This window comes from Lysobacter capsici, from assembly GCF_014779555.2.
Taxonomy (GTDB): domain Bacteria; phylum Pseudomonadota; class Gammaproteobacteria; order Xanthomonadales; family Xanthomonadaceae; genus Lysobacter; species Lysobacter capsici.
The window spans coordinates 1,834,746-1,851,917 of the sequence record NZ_CP094357.1; the positions used below are offsets into that span (position 1 = coordinate 1,834,746).

The following is a 17,172-nucleotide window of genomic DNA, read 5'->3' on the forward strand; positions in this document are numbered from 1 at the left end:
GGAGGCGCGCGCATGCTTTGGTTGGGTCTGAGCCTGGGAATCGCAGCGTGGTGCCTGTTGAGCCTGGGGCTGGAAAAGCACCATCGGCAGGTGTTCGCCAACGCTTTCGACGCCTCGCGCGCGCGCGTGCTGCGAGGCGCCGGATGGCTGCTGCTGGCGGTGGATTTCGGCTTGTTCGTGTACGGCTGGGGCTGGGCGCAGGGGCCGATCTTCTGGACCGCCGCGCTGATCATTTCGGCGTTGGCGTGGAGTGTGCTGATGACGATGCTGCCGCGCGCGAGCACGAAGATCGCGGCGGTCGCGCTGCTCAGCGCCGTGGTGTTGATTCCGTTCTGGGCTGGTTGACGCGATAGCCGCCCACGTCGCGTCTCACGCGATCCAGCGCTTCAATTTCTCGACATAGACGCCGTCGCCGTCCTGCACCGGCGCGCGAGTCAGCAATTCCTGCCTGAGCTGCGCCGGTAGCGCATCGGCCTCGATCGTATCGAGCAAGCCGCGTATCTCCCGCGACCAACCGGCGCGCAAGGCTTCGCTGTGCGCGGCATCGTGGCCGGACCACTGCCAGCCTTTGTCGTTGTAGGCGGCGATCGATCCGAGCAGGGCGAGCAGCCGCTTCATCGCCGTCGACGATGCGGCCGGTCCGCTCATCCGATCGTCTCGCTCACCTGATCGCGGTCTGCGGCGGCACCGCCAGCAACTGCGGCCAGCGCTTGAGCACCGACGCGCGAATCGACGCCGCATCCAGGCCGGCTTCGGCCAGCAGCTGTTCGCGGCTGGCGTGATGCTGGAATTCGTCGGGCAGGCCCAGGTGCAACACCGGCAGCACGATGCCTTCGGCGGCCAGCAATTCGGCCACGCCGCTGCCGGCGCCGCCGGCGACGACGTTGTCTTCGAGGGTCACGAAGCCTTCGTGAGTCTTGGCCAACTCGACAATCAGCGAACGGTCCAAGGGTTTGACGAAGCGCATGTTGACCAGCGTCAGCCCCAGTTCGGTGGCGACGGCTTCGGCCGCCGGCACGATCGCGCCGAATGCGAGCAGGGCGATGCGCGAACCTTGGCGGCGCAGTTCGGCCTTGCCGATCGGCAAGGTGTCCAGGCCGGGCTGGATCGCGACGCCCGGACCGGTGCCGCGCGGATAACGCACCGCGGCCGGGCCTTCGTAACGATGGCCGGTGCTGAGCATCTTGCGGCATTCGTCTTCGTCGGCCGGCGCCATCACCACCATGTTCGGCACGCAGCGCAGGTAGGACAGATCCAGATTGCCGGCATGGGTGGCGCCGTCCGGGCCGACCACGCCGCCGCGATCGATCGCGAACAGCACGTCGAGGTTCTGGATCGCGACGTCGTGCACCAGTTGGTCGTAGCCGCGCTGCAGGAAGGTCGAGTAGATCGCGACCACCGGTTTCGCGCCTTCGCAGGCCATGCCGGCCGCCAGCGTCACCGCATGCTGCTCGGCGATGGCGACGTCGAAATAGCGCTGCGGGTATTCCTTGCTGAAACGCACCAGGCCCGAGCCTTCGCGCATCGCCGGGGTGATGCCCATCAGGCGCTCGTCGGCGGCGGCCATGTCGCACAGCCATTCGCTGAAGATGTCGGTGTAGCTCGGCTTCTTCGCGCCGGGCTTGCTGATCAGGCCCTTCTCGGGATCGAACGGGCCGACCGCGTGATAGCCGATCTGATCGCCTTCGGCGAGTTCGTAGCCTTTGCCCTTGGTGGTGATGATGTGCAGCAGCTGCGGGCCCTTGAGGCCCTTGAGCGTCTTCATCGCGCCGAGCAAGGCGGGCAGGTCGTGGCCGTCGATCGGGCCGGTGTAATGGAAACCGACTTCCTCGAAGAACGTGGACGGCACGAACATGCCCTTCCAGTGTTCTTCCCAGCGGCGCACGAACTTGGCCGCCGGCTTGCGCTTGTCGCCGAGCAGCTTCTTGCCGCCTTCGCGGATCGCGTTGAGCGTGCGGCTGCCGGTGAGCCGGCCGAGCATCTTGGTGACGCCGCCGACGTTCTCGGAAATCGACATCTGGTTGTCGTTGAGGATCACCAGCAGGTTCGGTTCCGGATCGGTCATGCCGCCGGCATGGGCGAGCGCTTCGAACGCCATGCCGGCGGTCATCGCGCCGTCGCCGATCACCGCGACGATCTTGCGCTCGTCGTTCTTGCGCTGCGCGGCGATGGCCATGCCGAGCGCGGCCGAGATCGAAGTCGAGCTGTGGCCGACGCCGAAGGTGTCGTATTGCGATTCGTCGCGCTTCGGGAACGGAGCGACGCCGTCCTTCTGTTTGACGGTGTGGATCTCGTCGCGGCGGCCGGTCAGGATCTTGTGTGGATAGCACTGATGGCCGACGTCCCAGACCAGACGATCGACCGGAGTCTCGTACAGCCAGTGCAGGGCGACGGTGAGTTCGATCACGCCCAGGCCGGCGCCGAAGTGGCCGCCGACCAGCGCGACTTGTTCGATCAAATAGGCGCGCAGCTCCTCGGCGATGGCCGGCAGTTCCTCTTCGGGAAAGCGGCGCAGATCGGCGGGGACCTGGATGCGTGAAAGACGCGGGTAGCGCTGCGAATCGATCATTCCGACCATCTGGCTTTCTGCTAGTCGGGCATTGTCCCGCCCCCGCGTGAGGCGAGCAAGAAGTGTGACGGTTTGATGTTCAGCCCCGTGACCGAAAAAGCGTGCCTAAGCGGGCGGAATCGCGGTTCTGCGACCGTCGCGGCGTTGGCCGCGACGGTGTGGGTGGTAACGCCGCGACGATTGGTCGCAGCCGCCTCAGCGACCGCGCAGGCGCCCGAACAGGCCGCCGGACTTGGCCGGCTCGGCCGGGGTCGGATCGCCCTCGGCCTCGGCGAAGCCGGTGGCGAGGTTGGCGTTGATGAAATCGGCGACTTCGGCCTCGGTCACGCCGCTGGCCTCGGCGATCTCGGTCACCGTCGACGGCGCCTTCATCATCACCGTGGCGATGCGGAAGTGCTTGGGGTATTCGCGCTCGGTCTGCGGCCACTTGGTCATGCGGTAGCGGCGCTGCGGGTCGTAGCCCGGGGCGAGGCGGCCGTGGCCGGCCAGCAGGTTGCCGAACCACACCAGCCGCGCCAGCGGCATCGGCGCGCCGAGCTGGGCGGCGGCGCTGTCCCACTGCGCGGCGGGAAGCAGTTCGAATTCGGACGGGGCGAAGCCGCGGTCGAACAAGCCCGCCAGCGGCTTGAGCGCGGCCGGGCCGTGGTATTTGCGCTGATCGGCGTCGATCAGCAGGCGTTCTTCGCCGCTGCCCACGCGCAGCAGGCCGCGCAGACGGCCGGCGACCAGCCAGTCGAGCAGGCCGTCGCCGCGCGCGGTGATGCTGGGTACCGCCGGGTTGGCGACGGCGGGCGCGGCGGCCACGGGCGCGGCAGCGGGTGCGGCAGGCGCGGCGGCAACCGGAGCGGGCGCAACCGGCGCAGGCGCGGCGGGCGCCGGAACCACCGCTTCCGCGGGCGGCGCGGCGACCGGCGCCGGCGCGGACTGCTGCGCGGCCGCCTTGGCCTGGGCCAGGTCGGTTTCGAGCAGGTCGACCACCACGTCGGGCAGCGCCGCGGTCGGATCGGTGCGCGGCTGCTTGGGAATCTCGATCGCGGTCGGCGCCGCGGCGGGCGCGGGCTTGGCGATCGCGTGGCCGCTGAGGGTCGCGATTTCGCCGAGCAGGGTCGCCATCGAGTCGGCGCTGAACGGATGCGCCAGCAGGTGGTCGGCCTGGGTGCGCTGCGCGGCGGTCAGCGCGATCACCGACTTGCCCGAGGCGTGCAGGCGCAGCCAGCTCATCGGGCCGTACATGCTGTCCATGTCGACCACGACGAAATCGGCCTGTTGTTCGGGCACGAGACTCCAGTGACCGCCGAGTTGAGCGTTGGCGACCTTGAAGGCCGTCTGCAAAGCAGACTCCGTCGCCGGGTCCATACCGGTCAGACCGAGGGTCAAAGGCATCTTGATTACATCCGTAAGTCGATGGCGACGAGTGTCCGGGACGACTGGATTGTCGTCAACGCGCGCTTGACGTCGCATATGCGCACTGATTGGCACATTCGGTGCGGCTATTTTGTGAATACTGCGACGCGTTTCACGACTTCAGCCGTTGAGGCGGGCTTTCTTCGGCAGCTGGTTTTTCAAGAACGCCATCTGATCGGCCAGGATGTTCCTGTTCGACAGGATCAGATGCTCGACCCAGCTGGGCCGGTACGGCACCGCCAGCAGCGGCATGCCCGCCTGCTGCGGGGTGCGGTTGCCCTTGCGCGAATTGCAGGCGAAGCAGGCGGCGACCACGTTCTCCCACAGGTCGCGGCCGCCCTTGGACACCGGCACGACGTGATCGCGGGTCAGGTGCGGGCGATGGAAGTCGTGGCCGCAGTACATGCACAGATGACCGTCGCGCGCGAACAGCGCGGCGTTGGTCAAGGTGGGCGTGGGATCGAGCGCGCCGGGCCGCGCATGGCCGCGCGCGGCGACGATGGGATGCAGTTCGAGCACGCTGCGCTCGCCGGTGAAGCGGTTGATGCCGCCGTGCACTTCCAGGCAGGGTTCGCCGAGGGTCCAGGCGACCGCGCCGCGTGCGTACAGGCAGCTGGCTTCCTGCCAGTTCATCCAGTCCAGCACCCGCCCATGCGCGTCGAGCGACAGCAGTCGCACCGAGTTGAGTCGTTCCAGGGCGTTGCGCGGCACCGCGCGTGGACCGAGCCACGGCGAGTAAGGATCGGGGACACCCGAGGCATCCGGCTCACGCTGAAGCATTTCAGCGTGGGTTCCGGTTCGGACCAGGCGGATCTTCGCTCTATCGGTCTCCATCGGGGACCCAGCTTATACCCTCTGGATTACATTTTGTGTAGACGGGGCGACCTGTTGTCGACCGACCGGCGGCACATCGGCGGGGTCGGTGGACGATCGCGCGTGCTCACCCGGGCGGGTGAGTCGCGATGCTCGGTGTTCGCCTGATCGGAATTTGCGCCGGGGCTTGCGGCGGCGCGGTCGCAGCTTGCGCAGCTCCTACAGTGGGAGCCGTGGCGATCGCGGTGGGTGCGGATTGCAATTCGGGCGAGGTCGCGACGCGGCAGCGTCGAGCCTGAGAACCTTCTTAGGAGGTCTCAGGCATCGACGCTTTCCGCGCCGGACGGGCTCAGTCGCCGAAACCTTCGGCCGACAGGTCCATCAGCGGCGCGGTGCCGCTGTCGATCGCGGCCTTGTGCGCCTGGGTGCGCGGCAGGATGCGGCTGAAGTAGAAACGCGCGGTCTCGCGCTTGCTGTCCTTGAAACCCTGAGACTGCTTCGACGCTTCAGCCGCGGCGACGCTGCGCGCCCACCAGTAGGCCAGCGACACGTAGCCCGAATAGAACAGGTAGTCGTAGGCCGCCGCGCCGACTTCGTCGGCATTGGCCGCGGCGCGCTTGCCGATGCTCATGGTCAGCTGCATCCATTCGGCCGCGATCTTGCGCAGCGGCGCGACGAATTCGGCGACCGCGGCGTTGGCTTCGTTTTCGGCGCAGAACGCTTCGATCTTCGCCAGCATCACCTGCAGGCCCGCGCCTTGCAGCTGCATGACCTTGCGGCCGAGCAGGTCCAGCGCCTGGATGCCGGTGGTGCCTTCGTACAAGGTGGTGATGCGTGCGTCGCGGGCGAGCTGTTCCATGCCGTGCTCGGCGATGTAGCCGTGGCCGCCGAAACATTGCAGCGCGTGATAGGTGCACTCCACGCCCCATTCGGTCAGGCAGGCCTTGACGATCGGGGTCATGAAACCGATCAGCGCGTCGGCCTCGGCGCGTTCCTTTTCGTCCGGCGCGGCATGGGCGATATCGACCTGCAGCGCGGCGTCGTAACCCATCGCGCGGCCGCCTTCGACCAGTGCCTTGCAGGTCAGCAGCATGCGCCGCACGTCGGGATGGACGATGATCGGATCGGCCGGCAGTTCCGGGAACTTGGTGCCCGACAGCGAACGCATCTGCAGACGGTCGCGCGAATAGCGCAGCGCGTTCTGCAGCGCGCGGTCGGACAGGCCCAGGCCCTGCAGACCGACCGCGAGGCGCGCGGTATTCATCATCGTAAACATGGCCATCAGGCCCTTGTTCGGCTGGCCGATCAGATAGCCCTGCGCGCCGTCGAAATTCATCACGCAGGTGGCCGAGCCGTGGATGCCCATCTTGTGTTCGAGGCTGCCGCAGCGCACCGCGTTGGCCTCGCCGACGCTGCCGTCGCGCGCGACCTTGATCTTCGGCACGATGAACAAGGAAATGCCCTTGCTGCCGGCCGGTGCGTCGGGCAGGCGCGCGAGCACCAGGTGGATGATGTTGTCGGTGAGGTCGTGCTCGCCGGCGGTGATGAAGATCTTGGTGCCGGTGATCGAGTACGAGCCGTCGGCCTGCGGTTCGGCCTTGGTCTTGAGCAGGCCCAGGTCGGTGCCGCAATGCGGTTCGGTGAGGCACATGGTGCCGGTCCAGCGGCCTTCGACCAGCGGCTTGAGGAACACCTCCTGCTGCCATTCCTCACCGTGATGCAGCAGCGCCTCGGTCGCGCCGTGCGACAGCAGCGGGAAATTGCCCCAGGCCAGGTTGGCCGCGTCGATCATTTCCTTGAGCGGCACGCCGGCCGCGTGCGGCAGGCCTTGGCCGCCGAACTTCACTTCCGCGGTGAGGCCCGACCAGCCGCCTTCGACGAACTGGGTATAGGCCTGCTTGAAGCCCGGCGGCGTGGTGACCGCGCCGGTGGCCTTGTCGTGGCTGCAGCCGATCTGGTCGCCGATGCTGTTGAGCGGGGCGAGCACGGTTTCGTTGAAGCGCGCGCCTTCTTCGAGCACGGCATCGAGCGTGTCGCGGGTCGCGTCGGCGTAACCCAGGCGCTCGAACTGCGCTTCGGCGCCGAGCAGGTCGAACAGCACGAAACGCATGTCGGTGAGGGGGGCTTTGTAGGTGCTCATGGTTGTCCGGGAATGGGGAATGGGGAATCGGGAATCGGAAAAGCGCAGGTGCGAGGGGCGGGTGGGAACGCAACGAGAGCGGGACGTCGGGCTTTTGTCTTTCCGATTCCCGATTCCCCATTCCCCATTCCCGATTCCCGGCTCTACCTCATCACCCCAGGCAACCCAGGCGCCGGGCTCAGCGCGCTGCTGCGCTCGATGGTGTAGGTGCGCTGCTTGGCTTCGTCGGGGGTGGCGAAGATGTCGCCCTTGAGGCTGTAGTTCAGGCTGCGGCCGCCGGACAGGGCGTCGGCGATGGCGAGCTTGGCCGCGCCGCTCGGGGTCAGCTCGACCTTGACCACGTCGGCCGATTCGGGGCCGATCGACAGGCCGGGCTGGGCCTGCAACTGGCCGGCGGCGTCCTCGCCGAGCTTGAGCTGCAGGTCGAAGCGGTCGAAGCGCATCGGGATGCTGCTGAAGTTCTCGATCCGCACTTCCACCGCCCAACTGCCGTTGGCGTGCACGGTCAGCTGCTGAATGCGCGCGGCCGGCTCGGAGACGCGGCGGACCGGCCCGGTGCCGCAACTGGCCAGCAACGCCACCATCATCGTCAGACCGACCATCCGCACCCAGGCCCCTGCTTTCATGCCGCTGCTCCGTCGCTATCGCCAGATTGGCAGGCGAGGATACTACGGCGCATGGTGGCGCCGGCAGGGCCGGGATCGGCGGTTCGTGGCGGGTTGGTCGGCGGTTGCGGCAAATCCCCTTGGCCCCCCTCTACAAAGGGGCGGTCCTTCGGCCGTCTTCGCAGCGATCGGGGTGCGGCGCGTGAATCGGTGCCCACTTTGGAAAAGGGGGCAAGCGCCCGGCGCGGGGTCGTTATCAGGTCATCGTCCACAGCGCGGGGGATTCGCTTCACCCCGCGAGCCGCCGCCCCAGCTCAATCCAGCAACCGCTTGCGCAACGCATACCGCACCAGTTCCACGGTATTGCGCACCCCGAGCTTTTCCAGCACCCGCGCCCGGTGGTTCTCCGCGGTCTTCACGCTGATGCTGAGCTGGCGCGCGATTTCCTTGGTGGTCAGGCCCTCGGCGATCAGATGGAACACCTCGCGTTCGCGCGCGGTCAGGCGGCCGTAGGGATCGCCCAGGTCGCGTTCGGGATGACGCAGTTGCTCGGCCAGCGCGCGCGCCGCCTGCGGGCCGAAATAGCCCTTGCCGGCATGCACGCTGTGCACCGCGGCGAGCAGTTCGGCGGCCGGGCTGTCCTTGACCATGTAGCCGGTCGCGCCGGCCCGAACCGCCTGCAGGATGTACTCGTCCTCCTGGTGCATGGTCAGCACCAGCACGCGCGTGTCGGGCAGGGTTTCGTACAGGCGGCGGATCACTTCCAGCCCGCTCAGACGCGGCATCGACAGATCGGTGACGACCACGTCCGGGCGCGTGGCCTCGGCCTGCCTGAGCGTGTCCAGGCCGTCGGCGGCCTGGGCGACCACGTCGATGCCGCCGCCGCGCAGCAGCTGCACCAGGCTTTCGCGGACCATGGTGTGGTCGTCGGCGATCAGGACGCGTACGGGCGGAGACTGCATCGTCGCAGGGTGGGCAGGGTCGCGGCGGGCGTCAAGCGCGGGCGTCGACGCGGCGAACGGCGATGTGTCGATCAAGTGGGTTTCATGTGTAATCCAGCGGCACCTGCGCACTCACGCGCAAGCCCGCGCCGGGCGCGCCGCGCAAGTGCAGGCGGCCGCCGTACAGGCGCAGGCGTTCGCGCATGCCGCCCAGGCCGGTGCCGCCGCTGCCGAGCGCGAGCGCGGGGTCGCAGCCGCGGCCGTCGTCTTCGATGTCCAGCGACAGCGCCGCGCCCTGGCGCTGCAGGCGCACGCGCACGTGGCTCGCGGCGGCGTGCTTGGCGGCATTGGTCAGCGCTTCCTGGGTGACCCGGAACAGCAGGGTCTGCAGTTCGCCGTCCAGCTCGGGCAGGGCCTCGATCTGCAGATCGACGCGCGCGCCGCTGGCCTGGCTCTGGCTGCGCACCAGCCAGCGCAATGCCGCTTCCAGGCCGAGGTCGTCGAGGATCGGCGGCCGCAGCAGGCGCGACAGTTCGCGCGTGTCCTCCAGGGTGTCGCCGCACAGCGCCAGCGCGGCGGCGACGGTGTCGCGCAAGCCGGCCGGCTGCGCGGGCAAGGCCGCGTCGAGTTCGTGCAGGCGATGCTTGAGCACGGTGAGGTTCTGGCCGACGCCGTCGTGCAGCTCGCGCGCGATCCGGCGGCGTTCGTCTTCCTGCACTTTCCACACCGCGCGGCCGAGCCGGCGGAACTCGCGCTCGTTGCGTTCCAGCCGTTCGAGCAGTTGTTGGTACAGCTCGCGCAGTTCGACGGCGTCGTTCATGGGCGCGGCGCCGTGGCGGGTTCGGCTTGCGGCGACGCGTGCGGCGCGGTTTGCGCCAATGCCGCGCGCTCCGCGCCGGCGCGCAAGGCCGGCGGCAATTGTTCGCGCAAGCGTTGTCGCGCGGTCGCGGCGTCGTTCTCGGCCGTCGCTGCGAGCGCCTTGTCGCCGGCCGCATGCGCGGCGCTGACGGCCAGCGTGTGCAGCGCGGCGGCTTCGAGATTGTCGCCACGGCGCAGCACCGGTTGGATGTCGCGATAGATGCGCAGCGCGGCGGTCGGGTCGTGCCGCGCCAGCGCTTCGCGCATGCGCGCCTGGGTCCATTGCAGGCGCAGGCCGGCGTGGCCGAGCGCGGCGATCTGCGCCTCCACGGCCGCGGGCAAGCGGCCGTCGCCGGCCGCCTGCAACGCCACCTGCAATTGCAGCAGACGCACGCCCGAGGCCTGCGCGTCGCGCTGCGCTTCGGTCAGGGCGCGTCGCGCGCCGTCGCGGTCGTTCGCGCGCCGCGCCAGTTCGGCCTGAAGCAGCGCGGCGATGCCGCGTTGCTCGGACGAGGCGGCGGCGATCTGCGCGGTCAGTTCGGCCAGGCTCTTGCGCGCCTGATCGTCGGCGTCGGCGCGCAGCAAGGCTTGCGTGCGCAGCAGGCCGACATCGACCTGGCCGCGCGCGTCGCTGCGCTGGCGGAACAAGGCGTCGGCCTGCGCAACCTGTTCCAAGGCCGCGCCGAGATGGCCCTGCATCAGTTCCAGTTCGGCCAGATTGCGCCGGCTCACCGCGGCCTCTTCCATCATCTGCTTGGCCAGCGCGTCGCGCAGCGAGGATTGCAGGCGTTCGCGCGCCAGCGGCCATTGCCCGCGCGCGGCGGCGAGCTGGCCGAGGTTCTGTGCGGTGCGGATGCGTCCGGTTTCGTCATCGAGCTTGGCGTAGGCCGCCTGCGATTGCTGCAGATAGGCCTCGGCGTCGTCGTAGGCGCCGAGTTGATAATGGGCAAAGCCGATGTCGTTGAGCGCCTGCGCGGTGCCGCCGGCATCGCCGGCCTGTTGCCAGGCCGACAGCGCGCGGCGGAACGCGGCCAGCGCGCCGGGATAGTCGCCGCGTTCTTCGGCGAGCAGGCCCAGTTCGTTCTCGACCGCGGCCAAACCGTGGCGATCGTCGAGCGCGGCGTGCAGTTCGCGCGCTTGCTGCAGGCTGCGTTGGGCCTCGTCGAACTGGCCGGTCAACACCAGCACATTGCCGAGATTGCGCAGGCTGGTCGCGAGCCCGCGCCGGTTGCCGACCGCGCGGCGCAGTTCCACCGCTTGCCGGTATTGCGCCTGGGCGTGATCGTTCTGACCCAGGCGCGCATAGCCGATGCCGAGCGCATTGACGGTTTCGCCTTCGCCGTAGCGGTTGCCGCTGCGCTTGTACAGCACCAGCGCGCGCACCAGATAGTCGTCGACCGCCTGCTGCGCCTGGCCGTGCAGGATCGAGAACTTGCCGCGTTCGAACCAGGCGCGCGGGTCGTCGGGATCGCGCTCGCTGAGCGTACGCGCCTGCGCGATCGCGGCGGCCGGATCGCCGCCGGCGCCGAGCGCGCGCGCCAGGCCGAGCGCGGCGTAGGTGTCGTCGGGCGTCGCGCGCAGGCGCTGGCGCCAGTAGTTGGTCGCGGCTTCGGCGTCGCCGTCGAGTTGCGCGCGCTGCGCCGATACGTAGGCCTGCATTGGCGCATTGCCTTTGCCGGGCCGCTGGCTGTTTTCGAGCGCGGCATAGGCGGCGTCGATATCGCCGGCCGCCTGGTTCGCATCGGCCAGGGCGAGCCAGGCCGATATGAAATCCGGCGCTTGCGCGGTGGCCGCGGTGAAGCCGGCGATGGCTGCGGCGATGTCGCTGTTCTGGCGCGCGAGCAGGCCCGCGCCATAGGCCTGCAAGGCCGCATCGGACGAAGGCAGCGGCAGCGGTGTCGCCGTCGCCGTCGAGGTCTGCACGCCGGGCAGATCGCTCAGGCGCTGCGAGGCGATCAATGCGGTGAACGCGCGCAGCGCGGTCGCGCCGTCGCCGGTCGCGACGATGCGCGGCGCGGCGGCGCCGTCGTGCAACCGCGCCTGCATTCGCCACTGGCCTTCGTGCCGGCTCAGTTGCAGCGAGACGATGCGATCGGCGCGCGCGATCCGGGCCAGATCGGCGGCGCTCGGCGGCGCGGCACCGCTGGGATCGAGCTGACGGATCGCCTGCTGGCTGCGTTCGTCGTCGACCACGGCCAGGCCGGGCAGGGTGGAGAGCGCTTCGCGCAGCAAGGCGGTGAAGGCGCGGGCCTGTTCGGCATCGACCGCGCCGGCCGGCGCCTGCAACGGCGATACCACGATCCGGTGCAGCGTCGCCGCCAGCGACGCCGCGGAGAGCGAAGCGGGCGTAGCCGGCGATGGCGCGGGCGAGCGCCACAGCCACGCACCCATGCCCAAGGCGGCGAGCAACGCAGCGCTGGCCGCGCCGATCCACAACGTCTTGCCCGGCCGCCAGTCGCGCGCGACGTGGCGGGTATCGATCGCCTGCATCACCGCCTGCGCGCTTTGCAGCCGATGCGCGGGTTGCGAACGCAGCAGCCGGTCGACCAGTCGCACCAGCCACACCGGCGTATCGGCGCGCAGGCGGCTGACCGGCGGCGGTGTGCGCAGCATGCGCTGGGCCAGGATCTCGCTGATCGTGCCGCCGTCGAACGGCATCTTGCCGGTCAGCATTTCGTGCAGGATCAAGCCGAGCGCGTACAGATCGCTGCGCCCGTCGCTGGGTTCGCCGCGCGCCTGTTCGGGCGAGAGGTAATCGGGCGTGCCGACGATCGCGCCGGTCTGGGTCAGGCCGCTGCCGGCGAGCGAGCGGGCCACGCCGAAATCGCTGATGTAGGCGTCGCCGGCGCGGTCGATCAATACGTTGGCGGGTTTGAGATCGCGATGGATCACCCCGCGCGCATGCGCCGCCGCCAGGCCCTCGGCGATCTGCCGCGCGATCGCGATCGCATCGTCGATCGGCAGCGCGCCGTCGCGGTCCAAGCGCTTGTCCAGCGCCTCGCCGTCGATCAGGTCCATGCCGATCAGCCATTGCTGCTCGTGCCGGATCAGGTCGTGGATGCGCACCACCCGCGGGCTGGACACCTGGCGCGCGGTCAGCAGTTCCTGGCGGAAACGTTCGAACGCGTCGCCGCGCGCGGCCAGTTCCGGCCGCAGCAGTTTCAGGGCCACGTCGACGTCGAGCGCGGTGTCGCGGGCGCGGTAGACCACGCCCATGCCGCCGACCCCGATCAGCGCTTCGATGCGGAAACGGCCGGCCAGCATCGCGCCGGGCTTGAGGCTGTGCTGGGTGTAGATGCCGGTCGCGGTCGGTTCGCTCATGGCGTGGTGACCTGGGCGTCGACGATCCGGCCCCAGCGTTGCGCCGACCCGGCCGGGTCCGGCGCCAGCGCGTCGAACGCGCGCTGCGCGAGCAGCCACAGCGCGGCGCTGTCGGCGAAGGCGCACAGCAGTTCCAGGTCGAATTCGCTGATCGCCTCGCCGGCGCCGCGGCGATCGGCATAGACCGCGCCGAGCACGCGACCGGCGTGCAGCAGCGGCAGGCAGACCAGGCTCTTGAGGCCGCCGGCGAGGACCGAGGCGCGGCGCGCCAGCCACAGTTCGTCGGCGATCCAGTTGACCACGATCGGCCGGCGCTCGGCCAGGCAGCGCTGGACCGCGCCGACGCTGCCGGAGAACGCGCGCTGCTGCAGCGCGTCGCGGTCGAGCATCAGGCTGGCGCGCACGACGAAGTCGCCGTCCTGCGCCAGCAGCAGGAAACCGCGGCTGCAGCCGGCCAGTTCGACCACGCCGCGCAGGATGTCGTCGGCGAGGCCGGCGCCGGGATCGCGGCGGTCGGGTTCGGCGTTCGCGGGCGCGGCATTACCGGGCGCCGGCGCAGCGGCGGGTTCGGGCGAGGGTTCGGCCGCCGCGATCACGGTCGCGCCGATGCCGAGCCGTTCGACCTCGATCCGGCGCGTCCACGCCGCCGACAGGTCGCGCTGCGCGCGCTGGCGTTGTTGCTGGTCGTGCGCGCAGACTTCATCGATCACCGAGAACTCGCACAGCACATCGCCGAAGCGCAGCCAGCACTCGCCCTGGTCCAGCCGCGCGCGGCTGATCTCGATGCCGTCGACGTGCGAGCCGTTCTTGCTGCCCAGGTCGAGCAACTGCCAGCCGTTTTCGTCGTGCAGCAATTCGGCGTGGCTGCGCGACACGGTCGGGTGGTCGATGCGCAGCCCGCAATCGCTGTCGCGGCCTATCTGCACGCGCGAGCCGTCGGGTATCCATCGGCTGATGGCGGCGGCTTCGGGCGGGTATGCGATCAGGCGAGCCGGCATGGCCGCATCTTAGCGCGCGGCCATGACGTCCCGCGCCTGGTCACCGTCGTGTTTCGGACAGCCGTATCGAGGCCCGGGTTACGGGCCGTGGTCGCGCAGGAAGGCGATGCTGAAGCGCAGGGTCGCGGCGCCGGCGGCGAGCTCGCCGGCATGGTTGCGGTGGGTGCGGGTCGCGCGCCAGGTGTTGGCGATGTAGCTGCCGGCGCGGGTCTGCGCGCGGCCGCGGACATCGTCGGTCGCGGCCAGGGCGGCGGCGTAGTCGGCCACCGCCAGGGCGCTTTCGACGTCGTCGAGCAGGTCGTCGAAGCCGGCGCGCTCGGCCAGCGGCAGCAGCTCGACCCGGTTGCGCAGGCGCTGGATCTTGTTGGCGATGACCGTGCCGGTCGGGCGCAGGTCGGCCAGGATCAGGAACTGCGAGAACCCGCCGTAGGTGCCGCGCGCGCGCACGCTGCCGGCGGCGATTTCGTCGGTGATGTCGCGGAACGCGCCGCCGACCGGCGCCTTGAACAGGCGCAGCCGGCTGCCGGCGGTGTAGGGCAGCAGGTGGGTGTGCAACTCGACCCGGCCGGTGCCGTTGAAGCGCAGGCCGCCGTACAGCGGCGGTTCGATCGTGACCATCACCGGCAGCGCCGACTGCAGGGTGGTCAGGTCGACGTCGGGCAGGCGCGCGAGCAGGTCGGCGTCGCTCAGGCTCACTGTGCGCGCGCTGATCCCCAGGCTGTAGGCGCTCAATCCGCTGGCGTCCTCGAAGTCCAGCAGCACCTCGGCCAGGGGCGAGCCCGGCAGGCCGGGCAGGGTGATGCTCGCCTCGGCGTGGTTGCCGCTGGCGCTGACGCTGATCGGCAAGGTCTGCGCCTGCGCGCTGGCGGCGAACAGCCACAGGGCGGTGAGTGTCCAGGCGAGCCAGGCGGCGCTGCGGCGCGGGGCCGGCGATTGCGCGAACGTGTGTCTCATGGTCCTTCCCCCTGTTGCGTACCGGTTGCGGACCAGGTTTCCGCGCCGGCGTGACTGCCAATCCCGGTTTTTGTCGGAATCCGGGTTCCCCGTCGCAGCGATGTTGCGGTACCGGTCCGGGTTTGCACAGCCTACTGCGGGTTTCCCGGCCGGTCTGTAGGGGTTTCTCCCTATGCCGGCTGGGCGGTCTTCCGGATGTCGCCGCAACCGCCGTGCGCGCCAAGGTAGGCCACCCCAGTCGAGGGGGTCTACCAGGGAGTTTCGCCGAACATGCAACTCAACCGCCGCACCCTCCTCAAATTCTCCGCTCTGGCCGTCGGCATGATGGCCAGCGGCATGAGCTTCGCCGAAGCCCGCCTCGGCGCCGCGCTGGAAACCGCGCTGAGCACCGCGCAGGCCGCCAAGCCGCTGGAAGTGATCGTCTCCTACAACCAGAACGGCCCGCTGCGCGCGAGCCAGCTGCAGGCGCTCAAGCTGCTGGGCATCGACACCGGCGTGAGCATGCGCGCGCTGCCGATCGCCGGCGCCTTGGCCACCCCGGCGCAGATCCGCGCCCTGGCCCAGCGCGGCGACGTGCTGTCGATCCACCTCAACAAGCCGCTGACCTATTACAACCAGGAAGCGCGCGAGCTGTCCGGGGTCAACCGCGTGCAGGCCAACCCGGGCGACTTCGGCCGCACCACGCCGTTCACCGGCAAGGGCGTGACGGTGATGATCAACGACTCCGGCATCGACGCCACCCACGCCGATCTCAAGTACGGCCAGCGCGTCGTCCAGAACGTGCAGGCGCTGACCAATCTGCACTCGGTCGTCGACTTCCTGCCGGTGACGGTGCTGGAAAACCAGCTCAACACCGACATCAGCTCCGGTCACGGCACCCATTGCGCCGGCACCGTCGGCGGCAGCGGCGCGCAGTCCGCCGGGCTGTACCGCGGCGTCGCCACCGGCGCGGATCTGGTCGGTTACGGTTCGGGCGCGGTGATCTCGATCCTCGATGCGGTCGGCGGGTTCGACTACGCGATCTCGCACAAGAACAGCTTCGCCTCGCCGATCAAGGTGATCTCCAATTCCTGGGGTTCCTCGGGCACCTTCGACCCGACCGATCCGGTCAGCCTGGCGACCTACGAGGCCTACAAGAACGGCATCGTCAGCGTGTTCGCCGCCGGCAACGACGGCCCCGGCGCCAACACCCACAATCCTTATGCGCAGGCGCCGTGGGTGATCTCGGTCGGCGCCGGCAACAAGGACGGCACCCTGGCCGACTTCTCCTCGCGCGGCAATCCGGGCGAGACCGGCAGCTTCACCATGCCCGACGGCCAGAGCTGGACCTACGTCAACGAACCGACCCTGGTCGCGACCGGCGTCGACATCGTCTCGACCCGCGCCCTGACCGGCGCGCTGCCGTTGCTGGCGATCCAGCAGGACGCCTCGCTCGGCGCGCGGCTGCCGTTCTACACCCACATGAGCGGCACCTCGATGGCGACCCCGCACGTGGCCGGCATCGTCGCGCTGCTGTTCGAGGCCAAGCCCTCGCTCAGGCCGCTGGAGGTCAAGCAGATCCTGAGCCAGACCGCCAACCCGATGGCGGGCCGGCAGCGATTCGAAGTCGGCAGCGGCCACGTCGACGCCTACGAGGCGGTCGGGGTGGCGAACGCCTACTGATACACCCGAGTTCGGACCGGCCGCTCTCGTCGTACCGGTCCGCACCCCGTCCGCGGCTTCGCGTGCCCGATGCCGCGGGCGTCTCTCTCCGAGTGCGGCAACTGTTGTCATGAACGGGTATCCGGGTGGGTGCGGATACCCGTTTTTTTTGCTTGCGGGGTGGGGTCAGATCGCGCGGCGGCCCGGCCGGGTGATCGCGATTGGCTGGAATCGCTCAGCGCGGCGTCGCGGCAGCGCGAGGATCGCCCGTCCCGACCTTGAACCGCGCCGCGGCGGACGGCGATACCTCGTCTTGATGCAAAGCGCTCGAGTTGCCGGGTATCGGTGACGCGCGCTGCGACAGCGCCGCGATCAGCGCGTCATGCTCGTGCGGGTAGCCGGCTCCGCGCGAAGCGTTCGATGCGCGAGCGGCGGAGCTTGCGGCGGTGACGACGTCCACAGGGGTAAGCAGTACGTGCGGAGCCGAGGCGGCGGCGACGTCAGCAGGGGAAAGGAGCGCGCGCGGAGCCGAGGCGGCTACATCCGCAGCAGATGCGGGCACGGCGGAAACGCCCGAAACAAATGCGGGCGAAGCAGACGCAGGCGCATCAGAAGGGGGCGAAACAGAAATGGGCGAAACAGAAGAGGGCGAAACAGAAGAGGGCGAAACAGAAGAGGGCGAAACAGAACGAGACAAAGCAGAAGCGCGTGAAGCAGAAGGAGCCGCTGCTCGGGCCAACAGCGCCAGCGCCGAGACAGCGGCCAGTACGAGGAGGTAGCGGGGCAGCGCGCGGACCGAATCCTGGACCCAGATCGCTGCCTTCATACACGCGTCCCGCATCGTCCCAGCGAGACAAACCGAGCGGCCATCCTGGCCGTCGGCGCAAGTTCCTTTTTGCCGTGCATACCGCTACTCCAACCTCTGCAA

At 69.4% G+C, this 17,172-nt stretch carries 14 protein-coding genes; 2 read left to right on the plus strand and 12 right to left on the minus strand.

Annotated elements, in window-relative coordinates; genetic code table 11:
- The first annotated feature begins 12 nt into the window (after window positions 1-12).
- The gene (locus IEQ11_RS07600; RefSeq protein ID WP_051546703.1) at window positions 13-345 is read left to right on the plus strand and encodes a DUF3325 domain-containing protein; all 333 of its coding nucleotides are present in this window, start codon (window positions 13-15) and stop codon (window positions 343-345) included.
- 24 nt (window positions 346-369) lie between these two features.
- On the opposite strand, the gene IEQ11_RS07605 is transcribed toward IEQ11_RS07600, so the two are convergent.
- The 11 genes from IEQ11_RS07605 to IEQ11_RS07655 form a co-directional block, all read right to left on the minus strand.
- Window positions 370-648, minus strand: coding sequence for a hypothetical protein (locus IEQ11_RS07605; protein WP_191821406.1), 279 nt, complete (start codon window positions 646-648; stop codon window positions 370-372).
- A gap of 13 nt (window positions 649-661) precedes the next feature.
- Window positions 662-2,569 (minus strand): 1-deoxy-D-xylulose-5-phosphate synthase, encoded by a 1,908-nt coding sequence (dxs, locus tag IEQ11_RS07610; protein ID WP_191821407.1) that lies wholly within the window; start codon window positions 2,567-2,569, stop codon window positions 662-664.
- Window positions 2,570-2,764: 195 nt separating this feature from the next.
- Window positions 2,765-3,952, minus strand: coding sequence for a hypothetical protein (locus IEQ11_RS07615; protein ID WP_191821454.1), 1,188 nt, complete (start codon window positions 3,950-3,952; stop codon window positions 2,765-2,767).
- A 141-nt stretch (window positions 3,953-4,093) separates the two neighbouring features.
- Window positions 4,094-4,606 (minus strand): HNH endonuclease, encoded by a 513-nt coding sequence (locus IEQ11_RS07620; protein WP_310981747.1) that lies wholly within the window; start codon window positions 4,604-4,606, stop codon window positions 4,094-4,096.
- Between the two features lie 529 nt (window positions 4,607-5,135).
- Window positions 5,136-6,926, minus strand: coding sequence for an acyl-CoA dehydrogenase C-terminal domain-containing protein (locus IEQ11_RS07625; RefSeq protein WP_191821408.1), 1,791 nt, complete (start codon window positions 6,924-6,926; stop codon window positions 5,136-5,138).
- 143 nt (window positions 6,927-7,069) lie between these two features.
- The gene (locus IEQ11_RS07630) at window positions 7,070-7,552 is read right to left on the minus strand and encodes an LEA/WHy family protein (RefSeq protein ID WP_046656026.1); all 483 of its coding nucleotides are present in this window, start codon (window positions 7,550-7,552) and stop codon (window positions 7,070-7,072) included.
- A gap of 293 nt (window positions 7,553-7,845) precedes the next feature.
- On the minus strand, window positions 7,846-8,493 hold the full coding sequence (locus IEQ11_RS07635) for a response regulator (RefSeq protein WP_036101948.1): 648 nt from the start codon (window positions 8,491-8,493) through the stop codon (window positions 7,846-7,848).
- 82 nt (window positions 8,494-8,575) lie between these two features.
- Window positions 8,576-9,292 (minus strand): sensor histidine kinase, encoded by a 717-nt coding sequence (locus IEQ11_RS07640; RefSeq protein ID WP_191821409.1) that lies wholly within the window; start codon window positions 9,290-9,292, stop codon window positions 8,576-8,578.
- Complete coding sequence (locus IEQ11_RS07645; RefSeq protein ID WP_191821410.1) at window positions 9,289-12,651, minus strand: serine/threonine-protein kinase; 3,363 nt, start codon at window positions 12,649-12,651, stop codon at window positions 9,289-9,291. The genes IEQ11_RS07640 and IEQ11_RS07645 overlap by 4 nt, the downstream gene beginning before the upstream one ends.
- On the minus strand, window positions 12,648-13,649 hold the full coding sequence (locus IEQ11_RS07650) for a GAF domain-containing protein (protein WP_194735090.1): 1,002 nt from the start codon (window positions 13,647-13,649) through the stop codon (window positions 12,648-12,650). Before IEQ11_RS07650 ends, IEQ11_RS07645 begins: the two co-directional genes overlap by 4 nt.
- A gap of 78 nt (window positions 13,650-13,727) precedes the next feature.
- A complete protein-coding gene (locus IEQ11_RS07655) occupies window positions 13,728-14,603 on the minus strand; it encodes a DUF6689 family protein (protein ID WP_191821411.1) in 876 nt (291 codons plus the stop codon).
- Between the two features lie 270 nt (window positions 14,604-14,873).
- On the opposite strand from IEQ11_RS07655, the gene IEQ11_RS07660 reads away from it, so the two are divergent.
- Complete coding sequence (locus IEQ11_RS07660; RefSeq protein ID WP_057921168.1) at window positions 14,874-16,265, plus strand: S8 family peptidase; 1,392 nt, start codon at window positions 14,874-14,876, stop codon at window positions 16,263-16,265.
- A gap of 214 nt (window positions 16,266-16,479) precedes the next feature.
- Here the strand turns inward: IEQ11_RS07660 and IEQ11_RS07665 are convergent, their stop codons facing one another.
- Complete coding sequence (locus IEQ11_RS07665) at window positions 16,480-17,070, minus strand: hypothetical protein (RefSeq protein ID WP_191821412.1); 591 nt, start codon at window positions 17,068-17,070, stop codon at window positions 16,480-16,482.
- Window positions 17,071-17,172: the final 102 nt, after the last annotated feature.